Source organism: Pseudomonas fluorescens (assembly GCF_902497625.1).
Classification (GTDB): domain Bacteria; phylum Pseudomonadota; class Gammaproteobacteria; order Pseudomonadales; family Pseudomonadaceae; genus Aquipseudomonas; species Aquipseudomonas fluorescens_BQ.
On record NZ_CABVGX010000050.1, the window covers coordinates 16,226 to 42,196 of the forward strand.

At 58.9% G+C, this 25,971-nt stretch carries 32 protein-coding genes and 1 riboswitch; of the genes, 15 read left to right on the forward strand and 17 right to left on the reverse strand.

Features of this window, described 5'->3' with window-relative positions; genetic code table 11:
- Window positions 1-51: 51 nt before the first annotated feature.
- Window positions 52-681 (reverse strand): LysE family translocator, encoded by a 630-nt coding sequence (locus F8N12_RS23265; protein ID WP_150582457.1) that lies wholly within the window; start codon window positions 679-681, stop codon window positions 52-54.
- 230 nt (window positions 682-911) lie between these two features.
- On the opposite strand from F8N12_RS23265, the gene F8N12_RS23270 reads away from it, so the two are divergent.
- The 3 genes from F8N12_RS23270 to F8N12_RS23280 all read left to right on the forward strand — a co-directional run bounded on the left by F8N12_RS23270 (window position 912) and on the right by F8N12_RS23280 (window position 3,746).
- Complete coding sequence (locus F8N12_RS23270; RefSeq protein WP_150582458.1) at window positions 912-1,877, forward strand: 2-hydroxyacid dehydrogenase; 966 nt, start codon at window positions 912-914, stop codon at window positions 1,875-1,877.
- Between the two features lie 33 nt (window positions 1,878-1,910).
- Complete coding sequence (locus F8N12_RS23275) at window positions 1,911-2,909, forward strand: class I SAM-dependent methyltransferase (RefSeq protein WP_150582459.1); 999 nt, start codon at window positions 1,911-1,913, stop codon at window positions 2,907-2,909.
- A gap of 40 nt (window positions 2,910-2,949) precedes the next feature.
- Window positions 2,950-3,086, forward strand: a riboswitch (yybP-ykoY riboswitch).
- 75 nt (window positions 3,087-3,161) lie between these two features.
- Window positions 3,162-3,746: a TMEM165/GDT1 family protein gene (locus F8N12_RS23280; RefSeq protein WP_150582460.1), complete on the forward strand. Its 585-nt coding sequence runs from the start codon at window positions 3,162-3,164 to the stop codon at window positions 3,744-3,746.
- Between the two features lie 124 nt (window positions 3,747-3,870).
- On the opposite strand, the gene F8N12_RS23285 is transcribed toward F8N12_RS23280, so the two are convergent.
- From F8N12_RS23285 to F8N12_RS23300, 4 genes are all read right to left on the reverse strand, one after another.
- On the reverse strand, window positions 3,871-4,689 hold the full coding sequence (locus F8N12_RS23285; RefSeq protein WP_150582461.1) for a M48 family metallopeptidase: 819 nt from the start codon (window positions 4,687-4,689) through the stop codon (window positions 3,871-3,873).
- A gap of 132 nt (window positions 4,690-4,821) precedes the next feature.
- On the reverse strand, window positions 4,822-5,445 hold the full coding sequence (locus F8N12_RS23290; protein WP_150582462.1) for an SOS response-associated peptidase: 624 nt from the start codon (window positions 5,443-5,445) through the stop codon (window positions 4,822-4,824).
- 35 nt (window positions 5,446-5,480) lie between these two features.
- Window positions 5,481-5,741 (reverse strand): putative signal transducing protein, encoded by a 261-nt coding sequence (locus F8N12_RS23295; protein WP_150582463.1) that lies wholly within the window; start codon window positions 5,739-5,741, stop codon window positions 5,481-5,483.
- Between the two features lie 12 nt (window positions 5,742-5,753).
- Window positions 5,754-5,936 carry a CPXCG motif-containing cysteine-rich protein gene (locus F8N12_RS23300; RefSeq protein ID WP_150582464.1) on the reverse strand — a complete coding sequence of 61 codons (183 nt, stop codon included), beginning with the start codon at window positions 5,934-5,936 and terminating at the stop codon, window positions 5,754-5,756.
- 143 nt (window positions 5,937-6,079) lie between these two features.
- Here F8N12_RS23300 and F8N12_RS23305 point away from each other — a divergent pair, with 143 nt between their 5' ends.
- The gene (locus F8N12_RS23305; protein ID WP_191623210.1) at window positions 6,080-7,243 is read left to right on the forward strand and encodes a 1-acyl-sn-glycerol-3-phosphate acyltransferase; all 1,164 of its coding nucleotides are present in this window, start codon (window positions 6,080-6,082) and stop codon (window positions 7,241-7,243) included.
- 90 nt (window positions 7,244-7,333) lie between these two features.
- Here the strand turns inward: F8N12_RS23305 and F8N12_RS23310 are convergent, their stop codons facing one another.
- Window positions 7,334-7,612 (reverse strand): hypothetical protein, encoded by a 279-nt coding sequence (locus tag F8N12_RS23310; RefSeq protein WP_150582466.1) that lies wholly within the window; start codon window positions 7,610-7,612, stop codon window positions 7,334-7,336.
- A 195-nt stretch (window positions 7,613-7,807) separates the two neighbouring features.
- On the opposite strand from F8N12_RS23310, the gene F8N12_RS23315 reads away from it, so the two are divergent.
- Window positions 7,808-8,014: a hypothetical protein gene (locus F8N12_RS23315; RefSeq protein WP_028622678.1), complete on the forward strand. Its 207-nt coding sequence runs from the start codon at window positions 7,808-7,810 to the stop codon at window positions 8,012-8,014.
- A gap of 121 nt (window positions 8,015-8,135) precedes the next feature.
- On the opposite strand, the gene F8N12_RS23320 is transcribed toward F8N12_RS23315, so the two are convergent.
- The gene (locus F8N12_RS23320; RefSeq protein ID WP_150582467.1) at window positions 8,136-8,720 is read right to left on the reverse strand and encodes a YajG family lipoprotein; all 585 of its coding nucleotides are present in this window, start codon (window positions 8,718-8,720) and stop codon (window positions 8,136-8,138) included.
- Between the two features lie 206 nt (window positions 8,721-8,926).
- On the opposite strand from F8N12_RS23320, the gene F8N12_RS23325 reads away from it, so the two are divergent.
- The gene (locus F8N12_RS23325; RefSeq protein WP_150582468.1) at window positions 8,927-9,160 is read left to right on the forward strand and encodes a hypothetical protein; all 234 of its coding nucleotides are present in this window, start codon (window positions 8,927-8,929) and stop codon (window positions 9,158-9,160) included.
- Window positions 9,161-9,898: 738 nt separating this feature from the next.
- Entirely contained in the window at window positions 9,899-11,407 is a 1,509-nt protein-coding gene (mqo, locus tag F8N12_RS23330; RefSeq protein ID WP_150582469.1) for a malate dehydrogenase (quinone), read from the forward strand.
- Between the two features lie 158 nt (window positions 11,408-11,565).
- On the opposite strand, the gene F8N12_RS23335 is transcribed toward mqo, so the two are convergent.
- The 4 genes from F8N12_RS23335 to F8N12_RS23350 form a co-directional block, all read right to left on the reverse strand.
- The gene (locus F8N12_RS23335) at window positions 11,566-11,853 is read right to left on the reverse strand and encodes a PA4642 family protein (RefSeq protein WP_150582470.1); all 288 of its coding nucleotides are present in this window, start codon (window positions 11,851-11,853) and stop codon (window positions 11,566-11,568) included.
- 63 nt (window positions 11,854-11,916) lie between these two features.
- Window positions 11,917-12,402 (reverse strand): hypothetical protein, encoded by a 486-nt coding sequence (locus tag F8N12_RS23340; protein ID WP_150582471.1) that lies wholly within the window; start codon window positions 12,400-12,402, stop codon window positions 11,917-11,919.
- Window positions 12,403-12,573: 171 nt separating this feature from the next.
- Window positions 12,574-13,047 (reverse strand): WbuC family cupin fold metalloprotein, encoded by a 474-nt coding sequence (locus tag F8N12_RS23345; RefSeq protein ID WP_150582472.1) that lies wholly within the window; start codon window positions 13,045-13,047, stop codon window positions 12,574-12,576.
- 4 nt (window positions 13,048-13,051) lie between these two features.
- Window positions 13,052-13,609, reverse strand: coding sequence for a hypoxanthine-guanine phosphoribosyltransferase (locus F8N12_RS23350; RefSeq protein WP_150582473.1), 558 nt, complete (start codon window positions 13,607-13,609; stop codon window positions 13,052-13,054).
- A 162-nt stretch (window positions 13,610-13,771) separates the two neighbouring features.
- Here F8N12_RS23350 and upp point away from each other — a divergent pair, with 162 nt between their 5' ends.
- The gene (upp, locus tag F8N12_RS23355; protein ID WP_150582474.1) at window positions 13,772-14,410 is read left to right on the forward strand and encodes a uracil phosphoribosyltransferase; all 639 of its coding nucleotides are present in this window, start codon (window positions 13,772-13,774) and stop codon (window positions 14,408-14,410) included.
- A gap of 2 nt (window positions 14,411-14,412) precedes the next feature.
- Entirely contained in the window at window positions 14,413-15,687 is a 1,275-nt protein-coding gene (locus F8N12_RS23360) for a uracil-xanthine permease family protein (RefSeq protein ID WP_150582475.1), read from the forward strand.
- A gap of 114 nt (window positions 15,688-15,801) precedes the next feature.
- On the opposite strand, the gene hemH is transcribed toward F8N12_RS23360, so the two are convergent.
- Entirely contained in the window at window positions 15,802-16,827 is a 1,026-nt protein-coding gene (gene hemH, locus F8N12_RS23365) for a ferrochelatase (protein WP_150582476.1), read from the reverse strand.
- A 13-nt stretch (window positions 16,828-16,840) separates the two neighbouring features.
- On the reverse strand, window positions 16,841-17,743 hold the full coding sequence (locus tag F8N12_RS23370; protein WP_150582477.1) for a TIGR01777 family oxidoreductase: 903 nt from the start codon (window positions 17,741-17,743) through the stop codon (window positions 16,841-16,843).
- A 196-nt stretch (window positions 17,744-17,939) separates the two neighbouring features.
- On the opposite strand from F8N12_RS23370, the gene F8N12_RS23375 reads away from it, so the two are divergent.
- The 6 genes from F8N12_RS23375 to F8N12_RS23400 all read left to right on the forward strand — a co-directional run bounded on the left by F8N12_RS23375 (window position 17,940) and on the right by F8N12_RS23400 (window position 23,213).
- Complete coding sequence (locus F8N12_RS23375) at window positions 17,940-18,926, forward strand: NAD(P)/FAD-dependent oxidoreductase (protein WP_150582478.1); 987 nt, start codon at window positions 17,940-17,942, stop codon at window positions 18,924-18,926.
- Window positions 18,923-19,138, forward strand: coding sequence for a TIGR02450 family Trp-rich protein (locus F8N12_RS23380; RefSeq protein ID WP_150582479.1), 216 nt, complete (start codon window positions 18,923-18,925; stop codon window positions 19,136-19,138). The genes F8N12_RS23375 and F8N12_RS23380 overlap by 4 nt, the downstream gene beginning before the upstream one ends.
- Before the next feature lie 231 nt (window positions 19,139-19,369).
- Complete coding sequence (locus F8N12_RS23385; protein WP_150582480.1) at window positions 19,370-20,329, forward strand: YbgA family protein; 960 nt, start codon at window positions 19,370-19,372, stop codon at window positions 20,327-20,329.
- The gene (locus F8N12_RS23390) at window positions 20,329-21,270 is read left to right on the forward strand and encodes a MerR family transcriptional regulator (protein ID WP_150582481.1); all 942 of its coding nucleotides are present in this window, start codon (window positions 20,329-20,331) and stop codon (window positions 21,268-21,270) included. Before F8N12_RS23385 ends, F8N12_RS23390 begins: the two co-directional genes overlap by 1 nt.
- Before the next feature lie 32 nt (window positions 21,271-21,302).
- Window positions 21,303-22,748 (forward strand): deoxyribodipyrimidine photo-lyase, encoded by a 1,446-nt coding sequence (phrB, locus tag F8N12_RS23395; RefSeq protein WP_150582482.1) that lies wholly within the window; start codon window positions 21,303-21,305, stop codon window positions 22,746-22,748.
- 159 nt (window positions 22,749-22,907) lie between these two features.
- Entirely contained in the window at window positions 22,908-23,213 is a 306-nt protein-coding gene (locus tag F8N12_RS23400) for a YkgJ family cysteine cluster protein (RefSeq protein WP_150582483.1), read from the forward strand.
- 124 nt (window positions 23,214-23,337) lie between these two features.
- Here the strand turns inward: F8N12_RS23400 and F8N12_RS23410 are convergent, their stop codons facing one another.
- The 4 genes from F8N12_RS23410 to F8N12_RS23425 form a co-directional block, all read right to left on the reverse strand.
- On the reverse strand, window positions 23,338-23,856 hold the full coding sequence (locus F8N12_RS23410; RefSeq protein ID WP_150582484.1) for an acyloxyacyl hydrolase: 519 nt from the start codon (window positions 23,854-23,856) through the stop codon (window positions 23,338-23,340).
- A 117-nt stretch (window positions 23,857-23,973) separates the two neighbouring features.
- Entirely contained in the window at window positions 23,974-24,765 is a 792-nt protein-coding gene (gene murI / locus F8N12_RS23415) for a glutamate racemase (protein WP_150582485.1), read from the reverse strand.
- Entirely contained in the window at window positions 24,758-25,513 is a 756-nt protein-coding gene (locus F8N12_RS23420) for a molybdopterin-synthase adenylyltransferase MoeB (RefSeq protein WP_150582486.1), read from the reverse strand. Before F8N12_RS23420 ends, murI begins: the two co-directional genes overlap by 8 nt.
- Window positions 25,507-25,971, reverse strand: a 465-nt coding sequence (locus F8N12_RS23425; protein WP_150582487.1) for a HemK/PrmC family methyltransferase, incomplete at its 5' end; no start/stop codon positions are given. The genes F8N12_RS23420 and F8N12_RS23425, both read right to left, overlap by 7 nt.

Genomic DNA, 25,971 nt, shown 5'->3' on the forward strand with positions numbered 1-25,971 from the left:
GCGTTGCGCCAGCATTTACGGGTGATCACGACGCGTCCAGGCGTGCCGCCATCAGTGCATTTCGGTGAACGCGATTTTCACACCGAGTGCAATCAGCACCGCACCCATGGTCCGGTCGAACCAATGGCCCATGCGCGCGAAACCGGCACGCACCCGTTGCTGGCTGAACAGCATTGCCACCAGGCAGAACCACAGCGCAGTCGCGACCGCCAGATAAATCCCGTAACCGGCCTGTACCGACAATGGGGTGTGCGGGTTGATGACCACAGTAAACAGCGACAGGAAAAACAACGTGGCTTTGGTGTTCAGACCGTTGGTGACGAACCCGGACGTGAATGCTCCACGAGCCGTGCGCTCACCGGCTTCCTTGTGCAAATCGTCCGAGAGCGGTTTCGCCGGTTTCGCCCGCAGCGCCTTGAAGCCGATATACAACAAGTACGCGGCAGCAGCCCATTTCAAGGCATTGAACAGCACGATGGATTGCGAAACGATCAAGCCAATGCCAAGCAGCGAATAGCCGACATGCAGGAAAATCGCCGTTCCGACGCCCAACGCAGTCCATGTGCCGGCGCGACGACCGTGGGTCACGCTCTCGCGCACGACCACGGCAAAGTCCGGTCCCGGGCTGGCCACGGCCAGAAGGTGGATAAGCGCGACGGTCAAGAATTCTGTCCAGTACATGGGGGGGTCCTCGGGGGCGGATCAACTCAAGGGTGGTATCTACTCTGTGGGAGCGGGCTAGCTCGCGAAAGCGGTGGTTCAGTCCACTCAGATGTCGCTTGAAAAGCCGCATTCGCGAGCAAGCCCGCTCCCACAGGTTCAGCGCATGATCACGCAGTGCGTAACCATTTGTTTCATCTGATAGGCTCAGCAGATTACGCCTACAGTTCACTGCACAAAAGGTACAGTTGATGACGAACACTCGCCGCGCCGTTTTCCTCGACCACCCTTCGCTGGATCTCGGTGACCTGGACCTCGGGCCATTGCGCGCCTGCTTCGATGATCTGCAGCTGTTCGCGCAGACCACACCGCAGCAAGTCACCGAACGCCTGAAGGGCGCCACCGTAGCCATCACCAACAAGATCGTGATCGACGCCGCCGCCATCGCCGCCAGCCCTGAGCTGAAGCTGATCCTGATCAGCGCCACCGGCACCAACAATGTCGACCTGGCTGCCGCTCGTGCGCACGGGGTGACCGTCTGCAACTGTCAGGGTTACGGCACGCCATCGGTGGCGCAGCACACGATCATGTTGCTGTTGAATCTGTCGACGCGTCTGGCCGACTATCAAAAAGCCGTCGGCGAGGGGCGCTGGCAGCAAGCGAAGCAGTTCTGCCTGCTGGATTACCCGATCGTTGAACTGCAAGGCAAAACCCTCGGCCTGCTCGGACACGGCGAACTTGGCGGGGCCGTGGCACGACTGGCCGAAGCCTTCGGCATGCGCGTGTTGCTGGGGCAAATTCCCGGCCGTCCAGCCCGCCCGGATCGTTTACCACTGGACGAACTGCTGCCACAAATCGACGCACTGACCCTGCACTGCCCGCTCAATGACCACACCCGTCATTTCATCGGCGCCCGCGAACTGGCCTCGATGAAACCGGGTGCGTTCGTGGTCAACACCGCGCGTGGTGGCCTGATCGATGAACAGGCGCTGGCCGATGCCTTGCGCAGTGGTCACCTCGGGGGCGCGGCGACGGATGTGCTCAGCGTCGAACCGCCCACCGCCGGCAATCCGTTGCTGGCCGCCGACATCCCTCGATTGATCGTCACCCCGCACAACGCCTGGGGCAGCCGTGAAGCGCGGCAGCGAATCGTGGGCCAATTGACCGAAAATGCTCAGGGCTATTTCAGCGGTACAGCGCTGCGTGTCGTCAGTTGATAGACTGCGGCACTTTTTTTCAGGGAGCAGAGTATGGATCCGCGCAGTGAAGTACTGCTTCGTCAGGCCGGGTTATTTCAAGGTTCGGTGTTGTTGGCGGGCCTACCCGCCGACGATTTGCTTGGGCGCCTGCCCGATGCGCATGGTTGGTGCTGGCATGCCGGCGATCAAGCGGCGCTGGACGCCCGGTTCACCGAGCGCAGTCATTTCGGCGTGACCGCCCCCGAGCGCGAGTTCGACAGCGCCGTGGTCTTTCTACCGAAATCCAAGGACCTCACCGACTACATTCTCAACGCCCTCGCCTCGCGGCTGGCCGGTCGCGAGCTCTACCTGGTCGGAGAAAAACGCAGCGGCATCGAAGGCGCGGCCAGGCAGTTGAGCCAGTTCGGCAAGCCGCGCAAGCTCGACAGCGCGCGTCATTGCCAGCTTTGGCAAGTCACGGTGGCCGACGCGCCACAGGCGAAATCCCTGGAAAGCCTGGCTCAGACTTACGAGTTGCCGCTGGCCGAAGGTCCGCTGACCGTCATCAGTTTGCCTGGGGTATTCAGTCATGGCCGCCTAGATCGGGGCAGCGCATTGTTGCTCGATCATCTGGACAAATTGCCCAGTGGCCACCTGCTCGACTTTGGTTGTGGCGCTGGGGTTTTGGGTGCGGCAGTTAAACGGCGCTACCCGCATAACCAGGTGACATTGCTCGATGTGGATGCTTTTGCTGCCGCCAGCAGCCGTTTGACGCTGGCTGCAAATGGCCTGGAAGCGGAGGTGATTACCGGCGACGGAATCGACTCTGCGCCGATGGGCTTGAGTGCAATTTTGAGTAACCCGCCGTTCCATGTGGGCGTCCACACCGATTATTTCGCCACTGAGAACTTGCTGCGAAAAGCGGCTAAACATCTGAAAAACGGTGGGGAACTTCGGCTGGTCGCGAATAGCTTTCTCAGGTATCAACCGCTGATTGAAGAGCACTTGGGCATCTGCGCAATCAAGGCTGAAGGGCAGGGTTTTCGAATCTACCGTGCTAAACGCGCCTGAAAATAAGTGCTTGCCTAACAGGGAGCGCCTAGGCAGAATCCGCTCCGTCCTAGGGGAGTAGTCTCCCACGAGCGCCATGCTCGTCCGGCATACGTCAACATACTTGGTCAACAGACCATGGCGTATGCGACCCCAGCGTCCGCATCAGACGGTTCGCAGGGTTTGACAAGACCTATGACACGAACACCTTACCCGGGGCGGGGAGGTCGTACGTGTCATAGCCGTGTCGACCCGCCCCTTAGGAAAACCCTGATGCTGGATTCTCTACTCGTCCCCACCGCTGTCGTTGCCTTGGCCGAAATCGGCGACAAGACGCAACTGCTCGCGCTCATTCTCGCGGCACGCTTTCGCAAACCTTGGCCCATCATCGCCGGCATCGTCGCCGCGACCCTGGCCAACCATGCGGCTGCCGGCGCGGTCGGCGCCTGGGTCGGTGGGTTTTTCTCGAGCGTGATGCTGCACTGGATTCTGGCGATCAGTTTTGCCGCGACGGCATTGTGGACCCTGGTGCCGGACAAGATGGATGACGATGAAGCCAGCAGCGCGCGCAAGTTCGGGCCGTTCCTGACGACGCTGATCGCATTCTTCCTGGCTGAAATTGGCGACAAGACCCAGATCGCGACCGTGATGCTCGCCGCGCAATATCCGGATCTATGGCTGGTGATTATCGGCACGACGGTCGGCATGCTGATTGCCAACGTGCCGGTAGTGCTGGCGGGTAACTTCGCGGCGGACAAATTGCCCCTGACGCTGATTCGTCGATTGGCGGCGTCAGCGTTTCTGATACTGGCACTGGTCGCGGTGTACAAGGCGATGCAAAGCAGCGGGTGGGTTTGATACGTCAGGTCGGAAAGATTGCGTAATCGTTCTTCGCGAGCAGGCTCGCTCCCACAAGGAAAGCATTCAAACCTGTGGGAGCGAGCCCGCTCGCGAAACGGTCAGTAGCCCTGGCCCATCAGCATCAGGACTTCGGCGCTTTCTCGTACAACGGCATCACTTTCGGGATGGCTGCCTGCAGCGAGGCAATGCGACTGCTCGACGCCGGGTGAGTACTCATGAACTCCGGCGGCGAACCTTCAGAGGCCTTGGCCATCTTGTTCCACAGGGTGATGGCAGCGTTCGGGTTATAGCCGGCGCGTGCAGCCAGTTCCAGGCCGATCAGGTCCGCTTCGTTTTCATTGGAGCGGCTGTTCGGCAAGGTCATGCCGTAGTTGGCCACGGTGTCTGCCAGGGCCAGGCTGTCCTGGCCCAGACCGAACAAGGCCCCGGCGCCCTGCTTGGCCATTTCAATACCGTAAGCTTTGGACATGGCTTCGCGACCGTGCTCGCGCAGGGCGTGGGCGATTTCGTGGCCGAGGATCGCAGCGATCTCGTCATCGGTCAGCTTCAGGCTGTCGATCAGACCGGTGTAGAAAATGATCTTGCCGCCAGGCCCGCAGTTGGCATTGAGTTCGTCACTCTTGATCAGGTTGACTTCCCATTTCCACTGGGCCGAGTCCGGCCGGAAAATCGGCGCCTGGGCAATCAATCGATTGGAGATTGCCTGAATGCGCTTGGCATCGGTGCTGGTCTTGTCCAGCACGCCCTGGCTGGTCGCTTCGCCGACGGTCTTTTGATAAGACTGGGCGTACATCTGGTTGACCTCATCCGTGGACAACATGCTGAACATGTACTGTTTGCGCTCAACGCCGACGGCGCCGCCGCTGGTGGTGTTCACCGACTGACAGCCGGCGAGCAGCAGACTTGCGCTCAGTGCACACAAAACCAATCGCTTGTTCATCAAAAAAACTCCCTGAAAACGTGCCGGGTATCCTAGGCGCGGAATGATATTGGCGCCAGATACAACAGACATACAGACGCGCATTTCAGATAAAGCTCCCTTGCGTTCCGCGAAATATTTCGTTGAACAGCATCAGCCGGGCGTCAGACACTCCGGCCCGTTGAGCTTCGGATCATTCACCAGATTGGCCAGCACCCGCTCGCGCAACGCGGCGGGTTCGCCAAACAGCAAGGCTTGCAAGGTATGCAGGGGCGTTTGCGGGTCGAGCCACGCTTGCTGCCCGGCGTCATCCAGAATCAGCGGTCGCCGCTGATTCGAGGCGGCCTGGGTGATCACCGCCGTGCTCAGCCACACCTGTTCCTGCACTGGATAGGCTTCCCAGATAGCCGCAAAAAACAGCGTCGAGCCCTCCCCCGGTGTCAGCCAGTAAGGACGTTTGCGCGCAGTGCCGCGCCATTCGTAAAAACCATTGGCCGGTAGCAGGCAGCGGCGTTCGCGCAATGCCTGGCGGAACATTGGCTGTTCAGCGACGGTTTCGGCACGGGCATGGGCCGGGGTACGGGAAAGATCGGTCAACCATGGCGGTGTCAGCCCCCACCGGGCGCGGGCCAACTCGCGCTGACCGCCAGTACCGGCACGCAGCATCAACACCGAATCGTTGGGGGAAATGTTCCACTGGGCCTGCTGATCGGCGGGGAAGCCAGGCAGGGCCGCGAAGGCGGGGTTCCAGCGAAACAGGGCATAACGTCCACACATGGGGCAACACGACTCTTGATAAAACGAACGTCAGCCTAACAGACCAGCGTGCCGGGAAAGCTGTCCGGTTCTTCCCCGGGCAGCGGCAGCGCGGCATTGTACGCAGTGATCAGTTCACGAGCGTACTCAGCCTGGTCGTTATTCACCGACAAACCCAACAGACCGAATATCGGCAGTTCACCCGTGCCTCCCACTAAGTCTCGCCCGGCGAGATGCGCCTCGATGCCCTCGCTGGCGAGCATCCCTTGCAGCAGCTCGCCTTCCATCAGGTTTTCCGGTTCGTAGATTCGCTGCATCAAGCTCCCCTTCTATTCGTTCTGGCTGCGAACTTCGAGATGCCATTCCTCACCGTGCACTTGCAATACAAACGTTATCGGCTGACAGCACACCTGGCAGTCTTCGATGTAGGTCTGATCACCCCCCGACAGGTCAACAGACGTATCAACCCCTTCACCACAATATGGACATTCATAATGCGCAGTTTCCAGCATCGCGGTCTCCCAGGTGACTTGTGCGTATAATCGCCGGTCTATTTGCAGGGCTATTTTTGTCTGGCCCACTTTTCAGACCGTGCCCTGTTGGTTTTCGATCAAAAACCTTTACTTACCCTAGCCGTTTCTAACAAGAGAGCATGATGGGCGAATTTGATGCCATCCGACCTTACGACGACAGCGAAGTCCCAGCGGTATTGAACCGGCTGCTCGGCGACAAGGCATTTCTAGACATCCTCATCCACTTCCGCTTCCCGCGTTATGCCGGTGCTTTCGGCTGGATGCTCAAACCCCTTATAGCCCATAAGCTGCGCCGTGAGTTTGCCGGCATCACTTCGGTGGCGTCTCTGCAGGACAAAGTCGAATATTACGTCGACCACACCATTGAACGCGCCACCGACGGCGTGACCTATACCGGCGTCGAACAATTCAAGACCGGCAGTGCCTACCTGTTCATCGCCAACCACCGCGACATCGTGATGGACCCGGCCTTTGTCAACTATGCCGTGTACCACGCCGGTTTGCCGACTCCGCGTATCGCGATCGGTGACAACCTGTTGCAAAAGCCCTTCGTCAGCGACTTGATGCGCCTGAACAAGAGCTTCATCGTGCACCGTTCCATCAGCGGTCGACGGGAGAAAATGGCGGCTTACCAGTTGCTGTCGGCATACATCAACCACTCGATCCGCAACGACTGCGCCTCGATCTGGATCGCCCAGGCTGAAGGCCGCGCCAAAGACGGCGACGACCGCACCGAGTCGGCGATCCTCAAAATGTTCCACATGAGCCGCAAGGATGAGCCATTTGGCGAAGTCATTCGTTCGCTGAACGTGACCCCGGTGTCGATCAGCTATGAGTATGACCCGTGCGATCAGGCCAAAGCCCGCGAGTTGTATATCCGCGCCACCACAGGCACTTACTGCAAAGTGCCGGGTGAAGACGATGTGAGCATCGCCAAGGGCATCACCGGCTACAAGGGTCGCGTGCATGTGAACTTTGCAGCGCCGATCACTGAACTGTTCGAAGACACCAAATTGCTGGCGATCGAAATGGACAAGAAGATCCTCGGCGGATATCGCCTGTTCCCGGTGCATTACCTGGCTTACGAGCAGTGGAAAGATGCCGACCCGCAATTGCTGGTGCCACTGGCCGCCGAGGTGTTCGAGGCGGACGAACTGGCCAGGGCGCAGGAAGAATGGCAGCGTCGTCTGGCTGAATGCCCGTCGGAACATCGGCCGTTCATGGTGCAGCAATACGCGACGCCGGTGCGCAATCAGTATCGGGTGAAGGCGGGGATGGCGCTGTAATTGCCGCGACACTGCAACGGCGCCCTTGAGGCGCCGTTTTGTCTGTCTGCACCACATCCCCTCCTCACCATCTGATGATGTGTCAGTGCTTCAGACCCGGGTGCTGATCCACGACACCAGCAGCGCCACGCCCAGGCAGGCGAAGCCGAAACGGTAAAAAAACCGGTTCATGCGCAGCGTCGCCCAGTCGAGCACGGGCTCTTCACTGGGCCGACTATGACGCTGGGCCTGAAGGCTGGCCAGTGCGCGCTGCTCACGTTGACGCGTGGCATGCAGCAACCAGCTGCCGGGAAACGCCAGGAACAGGGCGAGCAGGTTGATCAATTTGGCGGGATGGGCAGTAAACAGCGTGATCAAGTGCAGCGACATCTCAAACCTCGGCAAAACCTGAGTGACGGTCGCCAGGCCGGCGACAGCGGCGCGGATTCTACCTAAAGCATCTCCAGATGCCGTGCCTTTCCGACAAAAAAAAGCGAAACATCCGACAGAGTGTTGCTCTGTGTCACGGCACCGTCATCTGAGTGAGCCAGTCTGGCGCCCCTCGAAAACGACACGGACATCACCATGCTGCACGCCGAAAACCAGGACCGCCTTTACCTCATCGCACAAAATGACGAGCAACAGGCGTTGGTTGGCAGCCTTGCCTTCAATGTTCAGGATCGCAACTGGCTGGTGTACTGCGCATTGGGCGGTCACCAGCATGCGGATTTGCCGGAGATGGATTTGCTGACCGGAGTCAGCGTCCTCGATTTCTACTCGCAGGCCGCTTGAAAAACGCCCCTGTAGGAGCTGCCGCAGGCTGCGATCTTTTGAACCTGATGCAGGGCGGGCAGTAAGCGCGAAGGCCAGGATCAAAAGATCGAAGCCTTCGGCAGCTCCTACGGGCCTCGCATTACTCGGCGAGCACCTGACCTACTGTCGGGTCCTTGAACAAGCGGGTCAGCGCGTCGCTCAAGACATCACTCACCAGCTTGGTGTTGGTTTCCTGGTTTGGCGCCATGCCGAAACGCTGGTCCAGCGACGCGCCGTAACGGCCGCTGTAACGGCGATTGGCGTTCTGCACATCGGAGCGGAATGTCGCGCCAATGGTCGCTTCAGTCACGTACATGCCTTCCTTCGGGGACTGATATTTCAGCTCGGCGAGGGTCACGGTCAATTGCGGCGCGTTCATCGCATTGGATGTCGGCGTGAAGCCCAGCAGGCGCACAGCTGCTTCGGCTTGCGCCTGCAGTTTCGGCAGGATCTGAGCACCCTGCACCGTGATCGCGCTGGTTTCCGGGTACATGCCACCGCGGGTGCCCAGGGTTGGCGAAGGACGACCGTCGACCACTCTCACCACCACTGGCTGACCACGACCTACCGGCGCAAGCTGCGCGTTCAGCTTCGGCTCGGGATTCAGTTGTTGCGGGCTGTGGGCGCAGCCGGCGAGGGTCAAAGCGGTCACAGTGATCAAACCGAACAACAGGCGTTGCAACATGCTCATCTCTCCAGAATCAGGCACTAACAGGCCGGCAGTATAGCGGTGCGCCATCGTCGCGAACTAGCGTCTCTCAACGATTGCTGAAAACTCTGACAAAGCCGGCCGATGGCGGTTCCTGTCACACAGATGTCATCACTCATACATGGTCGCGTCACGGGTCGCTGTCACTCTTCACAGCAATCACCCTCACACGGTATTTCGCCATGCGCTATCTCATCTCGCTGTTCGCGCCACGCCCGCTGCATCGCTGCTTCGCCCTGCTCGACCGCAACGGTCACTGCCAGGCTTTCAAGCAATGCAGCCTCCAGCCGATGGGCGATGGCTGGGTCGAAATCGAAGAAATCCGCCTCAACTGGCTGCACCAGGCGTTGCCGCCCAGCGCCCGCGTCAGCCCGCGTCGGCAACGCTCACGCGTGCAACATCTGTTGACCACCTGACCAGACGCTTAATAAAAGTCATTAAACACGTCCATTTCCCCGCGTTTCTTCGTTACAATCTCCCCCCGATTATAAGGACGTCTCCTGATCGGGCCTCGCGACATCGTCAATGCGCTTGCATTGGCACCTTGTACCGCCCACAGAGAGCCGCCCACACAGATCGAGTGAAGCTGGCGCGCTTGCTGTTCCTCTGGCAAAACCCCCACTTTGCGCGAATCTGCAGAGCTGTCATTCCGCTCGGTTACTGAGCTTGTTTGCCCGTTTTTGCCTGTCATGCCATCCATGCCGGCGATTCACTCGGGCACAGTGCCAAGCCTGGACAGCCCTTTTTTGAGGTTCACGTCTTCAAAAGAGCGTGAAAAAAACGGGTTTTCACAACTTCACAAGAGTGTGGCGAGCAAATGAATAGTTTTGCGTCTGAACATGCACCATTAGCGTCTGAAACAGCCCAACGACACAGGACCGAGTACTCCTCGAACACCGGAGCCTGAAGCCTGTCCGCTACGGATTTGGTTGCACAAACGGATGACTCGACCATAAGTCGAATTGCCAGCCGCGCGTTGAAATGAGTTCATGGACCTCATTGACCCGGCCGGTAGCGTCCGTCGAAGTTGCGATGAATTGCGAAGATTCGGACATGGCATCACCGCCACGGGACCTGGGGCTTCACTGACACGCCCCGAAACCCCTGGCAGCCATGCCGACAATTTGGTGCTGCAGATTTTGGAGACGCGTTAAATGGCGCATAACGAAGCAGTCGACGTAGTACTGGTTGGGGCGGGCATCATGAGTGCCACCCTGGCTGTACTGCTCAAAGAGCTCGACCCCGCGATCAAGCTGGAAGTCGTCGAGCTGATGGATTCCGGTGCGGCGGAGAGTTCCAATCCGTGGAACAACGCCGGCACCGGTCACGCCGGGCTGTGTGAGCTCAACTACACGCCGCAGGCCGCCGACGGCAGCGTCGACATCAAGAAAGCCGTGCACATCAACACCCAGTTTGAGGTGTCAAAGCAGTTCTGGTCGTACCTGACCAAAAAAGGCACCTTCGGCTCGTGCAAATCCTTCATCAGCCCGGTGCCGCACCTGAGCTTCGTGCAGGGCGACAGCGGCGTGTCCTTCCTCAAGGAACGCTTCGAGGTGCTGAGCAAGCACCACGCCTTCGCCGACATGGAATACACCGAAGACAAGGCCACGATGGCCGAATGGATGCCGCTGATGATGCCGGGCCGTCCGGCTGACGAAGTGTTGGCCGCCACCCGCGTGATCAACGGCACCGACGTCAACTTTGGCGCCCTGACCAACCAATTGCTCAAGCACCTGACCAGCGCACCCGATGCCCAGGTCAAGTACTGCAAGCGCGTGACCGGCCTCAAGCGTAACGGCAGCGGCTGGACTGTCAGCATCAAGGACGTCAACAGCGGCAACAGCCGTGAAGTCGACGCCAAATTCGTTTTCCTCGGCGCAGGCGGTGCGGCACTGCCGCTGTTGCAGGCGTCGGGCATCGAAGAAAGCAAAGGCTTCGGCGGCTTCCCGATCAGTGGCCAGTGGCTGCGCTGCGACAATCCGGACGTGGTCAAACATCACCAGGCCAAGGTGTACAGCCAGGCAGCGGTCGGTTCGCCGCCCATGTCGGTGCCGCACCTCGACACCCGTGTGGTGGATGGCAAGAAGTCGCTGCTGTTCGGGCCTTACGCCGGTTTCACCACCAAGTTCCTCAAGCACGGTTCGTTCATGGACCTGCCGATGTCGGTTCGCGCCGGCAACATCGGACCGATGCTGGCCGTGGCGAAAAACAACATGGACCTGACCAAGTACCTGGTCAGCGAAGTGATGCAGTCGATGGAGCAGCGCCTCGATTCCCTGCGTCGTTTTTACCCGCAGGCGAAAGCCGAAGACTGGCGCCTTGAAGTGGCTGGCCAACGGGTGCAGATCATCAAGAAAGACCCGAAAAAAGGTGGCATCTTGCAGTTCGGTACCGAACTGGTCGCTGCGAAGGACGGTACGCTGGCCGCGCTGCTCGGCGCCTCTCCAGGCGCTTCGGTGACGGTTTCGATCATGCTCGAGCTGATCGAGAAATGCTTCCCGGCCAAGACATCCGGCGAGTGGGCAACCAAGCTGGCGGAAATCTTCCCGGCGCGGGAAAAGGTTCTGGAAACCGATGCTGCGCTTTATCGCAAGATCAACACGCAGAACAACATCGCTCTGGAACTGGTTGAAGAAAGCAGCGAAACCCCAAGTTTCGCTTGATTCTGCCGCATAAAAAAACGCCCCGTTCTCCTTGAGAGCGGGGCGTTTTTTTTGTGCCTGTACAAGATCGCAGCCTCGTTTCACTCGACAGCTGCTACAGGGGTCACACAACCATCTGTAGCAGCTGTCGAGTGAAGCGAGGCTGCGATCTTTGGATCTTAAACGCGAGCCTTGGCAATCAGCTCGATGTACTCGGCCGCATTGCGCTGATCCTTGATCACCGCAACAAAATCATTACCGTGCTCATCCTTGCCATCCAGGTCGTAACCGGCATCGACGAAGAACGTCAGAAAACGCCCGAAATCATCGATACGCAGGCCACGATAAGCCTTGATCAATTTGTGCAGCGACGGTGAAGTGGCATCGACCGGCTCGAACTCGAGGAACAACTTGATCTGCTCATCGCCGATCTCGTCACCAATCACTTGCTTCTTATCTTTACGCATTGCCGACTCCAGCTCGCAGACATTTCACGGGGCGGGCAGTTTACCCCTCACTGGCCGCCAGGCTCAACGCGGACGAACGCTGCCGGTGTGCAGATCGGCCCAGACATGGCCGTTGGCGTAGCTGAGAAACTGGCAGTACACCGTGCCGTTGCGCAACAGATCCATGACCACGCGGTATTGCGCCATCGGGTAGTTCAACGTCAGGGTTTTGCTCTTGTCGTCATAAACCGGCTTCTTCAGGCTTTTGCTTTCGCCATCGAAATTGATCAGCACCTGGTTGATGGTCGCGCCTTTGTTCAGGGATTTGCCCTTGAGGCGAATCAGCATCGGCGACGTGACCGGGATGGGCTGCTGATTTGACTGGCGCTGACTGCCGACCACCACCGAATATTCGGTGACCTGCAGCAGCTGTTGCTGCTCAGGATCGGCATCGCGCAGGGTCAGGTCATCCGGCGGCAGAAACTGCGCGTGCATTGGCGCGGGCGCGGCGGCCAGTGGCAGACTGAGGGTGAACAACAAGGCGGCGCAGCTGCGGATCAACAGACTCATGAAAGGCTCCCGACAAGAAGCTGAGCACTGTAGCAGCTGGCGCAGCCTGCGTCCGGCGGCGCAGCCGTCGTGAAATCAGGCAATGCGGTCACTCAGGTCAATCGGGCATTCAAGGTTTACGACAGCGGCGCAGCCGGACGCAGGCTGCGCCAGCTGCTACACCGGTGATGGTCAGTCGAACTGAGCACGCATCCAGGCTTGATACTCCTCAACGCCCGGCTGGCCTTCACACGGCGCCCAATCTGCAAGTTCACCCTCACCCACCGGTCGGTAAGGCCCGGCCTTGCATTCGAACATGACGGTGTCAGCCTCGAGCACTACCAGACCGTGGAACACACCGGTCGGCAGGTCAACTCCAATACAATCGCCACCGGCTTGCAGGATCTGCTGGTTAACCACCGCGCCGGACTCGTCGAAAATCAACAAACCCAGTCGGCCTTTGACCACCAGCAAGGTTTCAGCCTTGTGCTCGCCCAAATGCCGGTGCGGCGGAATGTAGGTGCTGGGTTGCAGCCCTACCGCCATGCGATGACAGGCGTCGTCCATCTGATGAAAATTGTGGTGCTGACGCCCACGAGGACTGGCCGTCGCTTTCTCGGCCAATTCGCTGAACAGGGTTTGATCAAGAAAGCTCGGCACGGTCATTTTTTTACATTCCTTTAACGGCGAAAATGCCGTTGGCGTTACGCCAGTAGCCTTTGTAGTCCATGCCATAACCGAAGATGTAGCGGTCGATGCACGGCAACCCGACGAAATCGGCCTTGAGGTCCGGGCGCGCCTTGCGCTCGTGGTCCTTGTCGATCAGCACGGCGGTGTGAACTTTGCGCGCACCGGCGTGTTTGCAGAAGTCGATGATAGCGCCGAGTGTGTGACCTTCGTCGAGGATGTCGTCGATGATCAGCACGTCGCGATCAATGAACGAAACTTCCGGCTTGGCTTTCCAGAACAGGTCGCCGCCACTGGTTTCGTTGCGATAACGGGTCGCGTGCAGGTAAGACGCTTCCAGCGGGAAATGCAGATGCGTCAGCAGCTTGCCAGCGAAAATCAGGCCGCCGTTCATCACACAGAAGACCACCGGATTACTGTCAGCCAGTTGTTCGTTGATGTGCGCACCGACGCGGGCGATGGCCGCCTCGACTTCAGCTTCGGTGTACAGGCAGTCAGCCTCTCGCATGATTTGACGGATATGCTCGAGATCAGCGGACATGGCGCTCTCCGGGGTTGAGGAATCAGGAAAAGCGGGCAAAGGTACGCATCCCGCGCGGTCAGATCAAGGCTTTGTGGACTAACGTACTCTGTGTCTATAGGACAACACCCTCGGATAGATTAATCTAGGCCGGTTTTTTTGCCCGCCGCCGGAGCCTTTCCCATGCCCATCCTCGAGATCCGCCACCCGCTGATCCGTCATAAACTTGGCCTGATGCGCCGTGCAGACATCAGCACCAAGAATTTCCGTGAGCTCGCTCAGGAAGTCGGAGCCCTGCTCACTTACGAAGCCACCAAAGACCTGCCGCTCGAAACCTACGATATCGAAGGTTGGGCCGGCACTGTGTCGGTCGAGAAAATCGCCGGCAAGAAAATTACCGTGGTGCCGATTTTGCGCGCCGGTATCGGCATGCTCGAAGGCGTACTCAGCCTGATCCCCGGCGCCAAAGTCAGCGCCGTGGGTGTCGCCCGTAATGAAGAAACGCTGCAGGCCCACACCTATCTGGAAAAACTGGTCCCGGAAATCAACGAACGTCTGGCGATGATCATTGACCCGATGCTCGCCACCGGCAGCTCCATGGTTGCCACCATCGACCTGCTGAAAAAGGCCGGTTGCCGCGATATTCGCGCGATGGTGCTGGTCGCCGCGCCGGAAGGCATTGCCGCTGTGGAGAAGGCTCACCCGGACGTGACCATTTACACCGCCTCCATTGATGAACGCCTCAACGAACACGGTTACATCATTCCAGGCCTGGGCGACGCCGGTGACAAGATCTTCGGCACCAAGCAGAAGGACGCTTGAACATGCAGGATGAGTTCAACGATCCGCTCTGGCGCACGGTGCTGTCTGGTGCGCAGATGCTGTTCGTGGCGTTCGGCGCCCTGGTGTTGATGCCGCTGATTACCGGCCTCGATCCTAACGTGGCGCTGTTTACCGCAGGCCTGGGGACGATTCTGTTCCAGATCATCACCGGCCGTCAGGTGCCGGTATTCCTGGCGTCCAGCTTTGCCTTCATCACCCCGATCATTCTCGCCAAGGGCCAGTTCGGTCTCGCAGCGACTATGGGCGGAGTAATGGCGGCCGGATTCGTCTACACCTTTCTTGGCCTGGCCGTGAAGATCAAAGGCACCGGTTTCATCGACCGCTTGCTGCCACCGGTGGTGATCGGGCCGGTGATCATATCGATCGGTCTGGCCATGGCGCCAATTGCCGCGAACATGGCGATGGGCAAGGCCGGCGACGGGACCGAGCTGATTCATTATCAGACCGCCATGCTGATTTCGATGCCGGCGTTGCTGACCACGCTGATAGTGGCGGTATTCGGCAAAGGCATTTTCCGCCTGGTGCCGATCATTTCTGGCGTACTCGTCGGGTTTGCGATGGCCTTTTACTTCGGTGTCGTCGACACTGCGAAAATCGCTGCTGCACCGTGGTTCGCCATTCCGGCCTTCACTGCGCCGGAATTCAACTGGCAGGCGATTCTGTTCATCGTGCCAGTGGCCCTGGCCCCAGCGATCGAGCATATCGGCGGAGTGATCGCTGTCGGCAGCGTGACCGGTCGCGATTACCTGAAGAAGCCAGGCCTGCATCGCACCTTGCTCGGTGACGGCGTCGCCACCACGGCGGCTGGCCTGTTCGGCGGTCCGCCCAACACGACGTACGCCGAAGTCACCGGCGCGGTGATGCTGACCAAGAACTACAACCCGAAGATCATGACCTGGGCAGCGATTTTCGCCATCAGCCTGGCGTTCGTCGGCAAGTTCGGTGCGTTGCTGCAGAGCATCCCTGTGCCGGTGATGGGCGGGATTCTGTGCCTGTTGTTCGGCTCGATTGCGGCGGTGGGCATGAACACGCTGATCCGCCACAAGATCGATCTGGGCGAGGCGCGCAATCTGGTGATTGTCTCGGTGACGTTGGTATTCGGTATCGGCGGCGTGCTGGTCGGCACGGGTACCGGCCCGGACGACTGGGGCCTGAAGGGAATTGCACTGTGCGCCGTGACGGCGATTGCGCTGAATCTTTTGCTACCAGGCAATGATGGCTGGAAGCACAAGAAGCCGGAAGACCCGTTGTTGTAATGCTTTAGATAGGCGCAATCAGTTAGATAGCTATCGCGAGCAGGCTCACGCCTACATTTGATCTTAGTGTGCACACCGAAATCTTATGTAGGAGTGAGCCTGCTCGCGATGCTCTTACAGCGCCAACGGCGCCCTTTCGCACAATGTGCTCAGCGCTTTCGCCCACTGCGGGTCATCGTTGAGACACGGCACCAGAATCAATTCCTCGCCCCCCGCCTCAATAAACTGCTCTTTGCCGCGATCGCCAATTTCTTCCAGCGTCTCAATGCAATCGGCGACAAACGCCGGGCACATCACCAGGACTTTTCTCACGCCCATCCCCGCCAGTTCATCAAGGCGCGCTTCGGTGTAAGGTTCGATCCACTTCGCCCGCCCCAGGCGCGACTGAAACGACACCGACCATTTACCGTCCGGCAAGCCCATGCGCTTGGCGAACTCCGAGGCAGTACGCAGGCATTGCGCGCGGTAACAGGTGGCAAGCACCTGCGGCGGTGCGTTTTTGCAGCAATCCTCGGTTTTGAAGCAATGCTGCCCGGTCGGATCCAGCTTGGTCAGGTGGCGCTCCGGCAGGCCGTGAAAGCTCAACAGCAAATGATCGTAATCCTGCTGCAAATGCGGTCTCGCGCTGGCGACCAGTGCATCAAGATATTCCGGCTGATCGTAGAACGGCTGAAGAATCGAGAACTGCACATCGAGATTTTTCTCGCGCACCACTCGCCGCGCTTCTTCGATGACAGTGGTCACCGTGCTGTCGGCAAACTGCGGATACAAGGGCGCGAGGGTGATTCTCTTGTGCCCCTGCGCAACCAGTTGCAGCAGCTTCGTTTCGATAGACGGCTCGCCGTAGCGCATCGCCAACTCCACGGGCCCGTGAGTCCACTGCGACGTCATCGCGTGCTGCAAGCGACGGCTGAGCACCACCAGTGGCGACCCCTCCTCCCACCAGATTGAGGCGTAGGCGTGGGCCGACTGCTCCGGACGTTTGATCAGGATCAGCGACACCAGCAAGCGGCGCACCGGCCACGGCAGGTCGATCACATAGGGATCCATCAGAAATTGATTGAGGTAACTGCGCACGTCCGCCACCGACGTGGAGGCAGGTGAGCCCAGGTTAACCAGCAGCAATGCGTGATCGGTCATGCAACATCCTATTTCAAAGGCGGCCGGACAAATCGTCCAGGGCCGCGCGCAAATCGGTGAACTGGAATGTGAACCCCGCTTCCAGCAAGCGAGCCGGCGTAGCTTTCTGGCCGCCGAGCAAGAGCAGTGACATCTCGCCCAGACACACTTTCAATGCCAGCGTCGGCATCGGCATGAACGTCGGACGGTGCAACACAGCGCCCAGGGTCTTGGCGAAATCGCGATTACGCACCGGGTTTGGCGCGCAGGCATTATAAGGACCGCTGGCGGCATTTCGCTGCAGCAGAAAATCAATCAAGGCGACTTGATCCTTGATATGAACCCACGGCATCCACTGCCGACCATTGCCCAACGGCCCGCCCATGCCCATTTTGAACGGCAGTAACAGCCGCGACAAAAAGCCGCCTTCGGCCGACAGCACCAACCCGGTACGCACCAGCACCACGCGAATGCCCATGGCTTCAGCGCGTTGCGCGGTTTCTTCCCAGGCAATGCATAGCTGACTGGCGAAATCATCAATCACCGGCGGTGATTCTTCGGTCAACTCACGCTCGCCGCCATCGCCATACCAGCCAATCGCCGAACCAGAGATCAACACTTGGGGTTTTTGCGCGCGTCGTTCGAGCCAGGCGAGCATCGTCTCGGTCAGTGTGATGCGACTGCTCCAGAGCAGGGCTTTGCGCCGGGTGGTCCACGGACGGTCCGCAATAGGTGCGCCAGCGAGATTGACGATGGCATCCAGCGTGTCCTGACCAATGTCTTCGAACAGTGCAATACCGCGCACTCCGGCACCGCAAATGGACGCGACTTTCTCCGGTGTCCGGCTCAGCACCGTCAACCGATGGCCCTGACTCAGCCAGTGTTTGCAAAGCTGACGTCCTATCAAACCAGTACCGCCGGTCAGCAATATGTGCATGACTTCTTCCTCGCGTGGCGTTTTACCGAGATCACTAGTCTATTTTTATAAGCAGGGATCTTTGGTATCGGGCAGGCTCTGAGATTAACAATAGGCCAAGCTGTCAGAACGAGAACGTTAAAAGTTATACCAAAAAACAATATTGTACAGGTTTCATCCACGGCGTAGTCTGTACAGAAAGGTAAACGAGGCCCCTATGACTGTACCTATCGCAATCATCGGCACCGGCATCGCCGGACTCTCAGCCGCTCAGGCTCTTACGGACGCCGGGCATGTCGTTCAACTTTTCGATAAAAGCCGCGGCAGCGGCGGACGCATGTCGAGCAAACGCAGCGATGCGGGTGCGCTGGACATGGGCGCGCAGTATTTCACCGCGCGCGACCGGCGTTTCGTCACCGAAGTCTCGCGCTGGCAAACACGCGGCTGGGTCGCCGAATGGACGCCGCAGCTGTACACCTTCCACGGCGGTCAACTCAGCCTGTCACCGGACGAACAGACGCGCTGGGTCGGTACGCCGCGCATGAGCGCAATCACCCGAGGCTTGCTGGGCGATCTGGAAGTGCAATTCGCCTGTCGGATCACCGAGGTCTATCGCGGTGAAGACTATTGGCACCTGCAGGATGCCGAGGGCTTCACCCATGGCCCCTTCAGTCATGTCGTCATTGCAACGCCGGCGCCACAAGCCACTGCCTTGCTGGCCGGTGCGCCCAAACTGGCCGGTGCTGCCGCCGGGGTAAAAATGGACCCGACCTGGGCCGTAGCACTGGCGTTCGACACACCGTTGGATACCCCCATGGAAGGTTGTTTCGTGCAGGACAGCCCGCTCGACTGGCTGGCCCGTAATCGCAGCAAACCCGGGCGCGACACAACACTGGACACCTGGGTACTGCACGCCACCAGCGCCTGGAGCCGTCAGCATATCGACCTCTCCAGGGAAGCGGTGATCGAGCAATTGCACGGCGCCTTCGCCGAACTTCTACACGACGCCATGCCCGCACCGACGTTCAGCCTCGCTCACCGCTGGCTCTACGCGCGCCCAGCCAGTAGTCATGAATGGGGAGCCCTGGCCGATGCCGATCTGGGTTTGTATGCCTGCGGCGACTGGTGCTTGTCGGGTCGCGTCGAGGGTGCCTGGCTCAGTGGCCAGGAAGCTGCTCGTCGTCTGCACGAGCACTTGCAGTGAACCGCATCAACCCAGACAAACTGCTGCTGTCGAAGTGGACAGCAGCCCACCCGCAACATCGTGAAAAGCATTTTCTGGTGACCGAACTGTTTCGCAACGAAGATGGCACGGTGGTGGACGTCGAATTGCAGGCCGTGCTGACCAAGCGCAGTGAACGACTTGCCTGGCAAACCTTGAAAAACGACGGTACGTGGTCCCTTGGCTGGAATTAAACCCCTGCAGGAGCCGGCTTGCTGGCGAAGCAGACAGCGCGTTTTATCAGGGTTACCGCGTCTTCGTTTTATCGCCAGCAAGCCGGCTCCTACGACGATGGGTTTGCAGGTGAGCGGGCAGTCGTCAGCGCATAAACCTATACAAACAATTTGACTTGTACACCTTTGAATCTATGATTAAGCACTCTTGTACAGGTATTTAAATCTGTACAAACGATTCGAGGTGCTCCGATGCCCCACTCCGCCGCGAAACCTAAAATTGCGATCAGCGCTTGTCTGATGGGTGCCGAAGTGCGCTTTAACGGTGGGCACAAGGAATCGCGGTTGTGCAGTCGCACTCTTACTGAATATTTCGATTTCGTCCCGGTCTGCCCTGAAGTGGCTATCGGCCTGGGCATTCCTCGCGAACCCATCCGTCTGGTCGGCAACCCCGATCATCCGCACGCCATCGGTACCGTCCACGCCGATATAGACGTCACCCAGCCATTGGCTGCGTACGGGCAGCAGATGGCTGCGGAACTGGATGATATCTGCGGCTACATTTTCATGCAGAAATCGCCGTCCTGCGGGCTCGAACGGGTCAAGGTCTATCACGCCAACGGCGCGCCCGTGGACGGTGGCGGACGCGGTATCTATGCCCAGGCGTTCTGCGAGCGGCATCCGGATTTGCCGGTGGAAGAAGATGGCCGGCTCAATGACCCAGTCTTGCGGGAGAATTTCCTCACCCGAGTGTTCGCCTACAGCGCCTGGCAGCGGCTGCTGCAGACAGGCTTGACTCGCCATGGCCTGACGCAATTTCACGCACGCTATAAATACCTGCTGATGGCGCACAGTCCGGTGCATTACAAAACCCTGGGCAACCTGCTGGGCAACATGGGCCAGACCGATCCGCAAGCACTGGGCCCACACTATTTCAGCGAGCTGATGGCGGCATTGAAAACTTGCGCGACGCGCCGTACCCATACGAACGTGCTTCAACACATCAGCGGCTATCTGAAACAAGCGATCAGCGCCGAGGACAAACAGGAAATGCAGCATGTGATCGGCCAGTATCGTCAAGGCATCGTGCCGCTGATAGTGCCGCTGACCTTGCTCAAGCACCACTTTCGGCAACACCCCGATCCGTATATCGCGCAACAGGTTTACCTGCAACCGCACCCGGAAAACCTCAGCCTGCGAAACGCGATTTGATGAAAACCTCACTCGATACCAGCGCAGCCGAAGACCTCGGCGTGGACTTCAAGAAAGCCCTCGACGAAGGCTGGCTGCCCATTCGCGAAGTGTCGCGCCAGACCGGTGTCAACGCTGTCACCTTGCGCGCCTGGGAGCGCCGTTACGGATTGATCGTGCCGCAACGAACGCCCAAAGGGCATCGCCTGTTCAGCGCTGAACACGTGCAACGCATCCTGACCATTCTCACCTGGCTTAATCGTGGGGTTGCAGTCAGCCAGGTGAAACAGCTTCTTGACACCCCGCAAGCCTTCAACGGAACGGTCGAGAATGACTGGCAGCTATTGCGCCAGCCACTTCTGCAAGCCATCACCCAACTGAACGAGCGCTCGCTTGATGACACCGTCAATCAGGCCATGGCGCTGTATCCGCCACGAACCTTGTGCGAACAACTGCTGATGCCATTGCTCAGTGATCTTGAGCAACGCTGGCAAGGGCAGTTCGGTGCACAGATGGAACGGGGATTCTTTTTTTCCTGGCTGCGCAGCAAATTCGGCGCACGTATCTACCATAACAACCGTCAGTTACGCACTGCGCCGTTTCTGCTGATCAATCAATCCGACCTGCCGCTGGAGCCTAATTTGTGGCTTACCGCATGGCTGATCAGCAGCGCCGATTGCCCGGTGGAGGTGTTTGACTGGCCACTGCCCGCCGGCGAGCTCGCGCTGGCGGCAGATCACCTGAAAGCCCGCGGCGTGCTTCTCTATTCGAGCAAGGCGCTCAATATTGCGCATCTTGCAAAACTGTTACATGGCGTCGGTTGCTCAAAAATAATTGCCGGGCCCGCAGTGTGCATCCATAACGCCGAGTTGTCCGCACAGGCATGCAAGACGGCTGACCTGTATCTGGCTGAAGACCCTTTAGCAGCCCATCAGGTGCTTGCCCAGCGGGGGCTGATCTGATGGTGCTCGCAACAAATTCTGCGGAGTTCCCCTTGCAATTGATCTGGCTGCGCAGTGACTTGCGCTTGAACGACAACACCGCCCTTTCGGCTGCGGCGGCTCGCGGGCCGTGCGTTGCGGTTTACCTGACAAGCCCGGAGCAATGGCAAGAACACGACGACGCGCCGTGCAAGGTGGATTTCTGGCTACGCAACCTCGCTGACTTGAGCGCAACGCTGGGCGCACTGAATATCCCGCTACTGATCCGCCAGGCTTCACGCTGGGAACAAGCACCCGCGGTGTTGCTGCAGCTTTGCCAGGAGTTGATGATCGAGGCTGTACACGTCAACGAAGAATATGGCATCAATGAAACCCGCCGTGATACCGCTGTGGCCGAGTCATTAAGCGCAGTTGGCGTGCATTTCATCAGCTATCTGGATCAACTGTTGTTCAAACCGGGCAGCGTGCTGACCAAAACCGGCACTTACTTCCAGGTCTTCAGCCAGTTCCGCAAAGTCTGTTATGAACGCCTGCACCGATCCTTGCCCAGTCTCGTTGCCGCACCTTGCGCTCAGGCACCATTGAAGATTTCCAGCGATAAAATCCCTTCGCGAATCGAAGGGTTCGAAACGCCGGGTGACCATTTGATTGCACTCTGGCCAGCCGGCGAAGCGCAAGCGCGCCTTCGCCTCGACACCTTCACGGATGCCCAGATCGACTATTACAAAAACGAACGCGATTTTCCTGCAAAACCCGGTACCAGTCAGTTGTCGGCTTACCTTGCAGCCGGAGTGGTCTCGCCTCGTCAGTGTCTGCATGCGGCATTGCAAAGCAATCAGGGCGAATTCGAAAGCGGCAAGGTCGGCACGGTCACCTGGATTAACGAACTGCTGTGGCGGGAGTTTTATAAACATATCCTGGTGGGCTACCCACGGGTTTCTCGCCACCGCACTTTCCGCCCGGAAACTGAAGCGCTGGCCTGGCGCCACGCACCGGACGAGCTGCTCGCCTGGCAGCAAGCGCGCACCGGCCTGCCGATCATCGATGCCGCCATGCGCCAGCTGCTCGACACCGGCTGGATGCACAATCGCCTGCGCATGGTGGTGGCAATGTTTCTAACCAAAAATCTGCTGATCGACTGGCGTGAAGGCGAGCGGTTTTTCATGCGCCACTTGATTGATGGCGACCTGGCGGCGAACAACGGCGGCTGGCAATGGAGTTCATCCACCGGTACCGATTCGTCACCGTATTTCCGCATCTTCAATCCGCTCAGTCAGTCGGAAAAGTTCGATAGCGAGGGCGTATTCATCAAACACTGGCTACCGGAACTCGCCGCGCTGAATAAAAAGGACGTGCACAACCCGGGCAATCTCGGCGGTCTGTTTGGCGTGGCGGATTACCCATCGCCCATTGTCAACATTGGTTCATCCCGCGCGCGGGCTTTGGCGGCGTTCAAGAACCTGCCTTCGCGACAACCTGCCACAGGTGAGCGCGATTGAATTGAGACAGTGTAACGTTTCCAACCCGCTGCGGCGGGCCATTGGCATGCGCATAGTGTCCCTGTACCCACCCATCATGGTTCGACCGTGACCTCGCTGCCTTGAACGCCTGTGAGGCCTTTCACACAGCAACAGGCCGTTTGCCTTACACTGCGCCCCATGAAAACCATCGCCCATACGCAAATCGTCGAGCCCGTGGTCACGTGCTCGACCTGCGCCGCCTGCTGTTGTCAGCTCGAGGTCATGCTGATCACGGACACGGGCGTGCCCGAACGATTCATCGATACCGATGATTGGGGTGGGGAAGTCATGCTACGTCTGGACGACGGCTGGTGTGCCGCACTGGATCGCGACAGCATGATGTGCACGATCTACGAAAAGCGTCCGCTGATTTGCAGAGAGTTCGAGATGGGCGCCCCCGAATGCCTTGAAGAGCGCCAGGGCATTACAACCGCGTACCGCTGAAAGCTGCAGTGCTGAAAATTCAATGTGGGAGCGAGCTTGCTCGCGATAGCGGACGGTCATTTAACACTTATGTTGAATGTAGAACCGCCACCGCGAGCCACCTCACTCCCACAGGGTGATCCAGTTACAGCGGCATCGTGTAATGCAGCGCGTAGCTTTCCACACCATCGTTATCACTGCTCAGACCGGCGTTGGAATAGTGCGTGGCACGGATCCCGACTTCATGCCCGCCCTTGAAGCGCAAGCCGAAACCGATACGGTCTTCAAACTGGAAAGAACTGCCAATGTTGTTGCTTTCATATTCAGTGTTGGAGAAGAAAGCCACTCCAATACCGGCCTCGACATAAGGCTTCACGTTTTCCCCTGCAAACTCGTACACAAAGACCGGAGAAAACGACAGACTGTTGTTGCTGGAGGTCTCGTCACCTTCCCAGTAGGTGTAAGCGCCGCTCCAGTAACCGGTCACGCGGCCGACGTCACTTTGCAGCCAGCTCTTGTCCCAATCGAACTGCATACCCAGCCGATAGGTCATGGTCGAATCGCTGGTCGCGCCAACCCCAAACTCCACACCTGCCGCCTGCGCGGTGTAGGTGTGCCCCATCATTGCGGCCGCAATCGCGGCCAAGCAGAATAGTCGCTTCACTTGAAACATCCTTTTCCGAATAAAATTCGTATGGTTTTTGGTCACTCAACAGACAAGCTATAGAAATCGACGTTTAAGCAGAAGTTCAGCCCGTTCAGACGTTATTTCACATTTTTTTTACAATTCGAAGCATCTCACAATGCCTGGCGATTGCCAAAGCATAGGAAGGATGTTCCGAAAATGCTCAGGGTCGGCACTGGACCAGAATTGCGCATCACGTGCCGGCCCCTTCGCCAACAGTTCACGCGCCGCCAGTAGCCGTTGAAGTTGCCGTGCAACTGCGGCACCGGTATCGATCAGACTGATGTCATCCGCAAGCATCTCCCTGAGCATAGGCCTTAAAAACGGATAATGCGTGCAGCCGAGAATAATCGTGTCGCATCCGGCGGCGATCAGCGGCTGCACATAGCGTTCCAGCAACTGACGCAAGGCCGCGCTCTGCAGGTCACCGTTTTCAATCAGCTCGACCAGGCCCGGACAAGGCTGGGTGATCACTCGCACATCGGTGGCAAAGCGATCGAGCAATGCCGCAAATTTTGCGCTCTGCAAGGTACCGGTGGTGGCCAACACCCCAACCACGCCGCTGCGAGTCGCGGCGGCAGCAGGTTTTACTGCCGGTTCCATGCCGACAATGGGCCATTGCGGATAATCGAGGCGCAGATCGGCGACGCCCGCGACAGTCGCAGTATTGCAGGCCAGCACCAGCGCCTTCGCCCCCTGCTGGCGAAAAAAACCGGCGATCACGCTGCAACGCTGACGGATGAATTCCGGGGTTTTCTCCCCGTAGGGAACGTTGCCGCAATCGGCAACGTATAACAAAGACTCATTGGGTAGCAGGCGCTGGATCTCACCGAGCACCGACAAGCCACCGACCCCGGAATCGAACACGCCGATGGGCGCTTCACGCATGTATCGGCCCACAGATACTGCAACCCGGATCACGCTTGACCCGCAACTCGCGGAAGCGCGAGCCCAACGCGTCGATCAACAACAGCCGTCCCACCAGCGGTTCGCCAAAACCAGCCAGAAGCTTCAACGCTTCCAGAGCCTGGAGACTGCCGACCAGGCCCACGAGTGGCCCAATAACGCCGGCCTCACTGCAGGTCAGTTCGGCTTCGCTGCCGTGGCCGTATAAACAATGGTAGCAAGGACTGTCCGGTCGTCGCGGGTCAAACACCGACAGCTGACCTTCGAGGCGAATCGCCGCACCGCTGACCAAAGGCTTGCAGCCAGCAACACACGCAGCGTTGACGGCTTCGCGCGTGGAGAAGTTATCCGAGCAGTCCAGCACCAGTTCGACCGCAGCGACCGCCGCAGCGAGGGAATCTTCGTCCAGCGCTGCGCGATGGGCGACCAGCTTGATTTCGGGATTGATGGCGCGCAAACGGCGGATCGCCGAATCGACCTTGCTCACGCCAACACTGTCCGTGTCATGGATGATCTGGCGTTGCAGATTGGTCAGGTCGACCGTGTCGAAGTCGGCCAAATGCAATTCACCGACGCCAGCAGCCGCGAGATACAACGCGACCGGCGAACCAAGACCGCCGAGGCCGACGATCAATACGCGGCTGTCTTTCAATCGCAGTTGCCCTTCGATGTCGACGTGCTGCAGCAGAATCTGCCGACTGTAACGCAACAATTCCTGATCATTCAGCACGGCAGACGTCCCAGACTGATGCGTTGGTGGCCGCCCAGGTCGGTGCGGCTGTGGACTTCTTCGAAAGCTTGGGTCAGCAGTAAATCGCGCACTGCGTCGGCTTGATCGTAGCCGTGTTCGAGCATCAACCAGCCACCCGCCTCAAGATATTGCGGCGCCTGCGCGACGATCAGACGCAAATCGTCGAGTCCATCGACGCCAGCTACCAATGCACTCTCGGGCTCAAAACGCACATCGCCTTCAGCCAGATGCGGATCGGAAGAGGCAATATAGGGCGGATTGCTGATGATCAGGTTGAAGCGCTGCCCCGCGAGCGCGCTGAACCAATGGCTGCTGAGCACCGTGGCATTTTTCAGGTGCAGGCGCGCGCGGTTGCGCTCGGCCAGGGCCACAGCTTCGAGCACGCGATCAACCGCCGTAACCTTCCAGGCCGGGCGTTCGCTGGCGAGGGCCAGCGC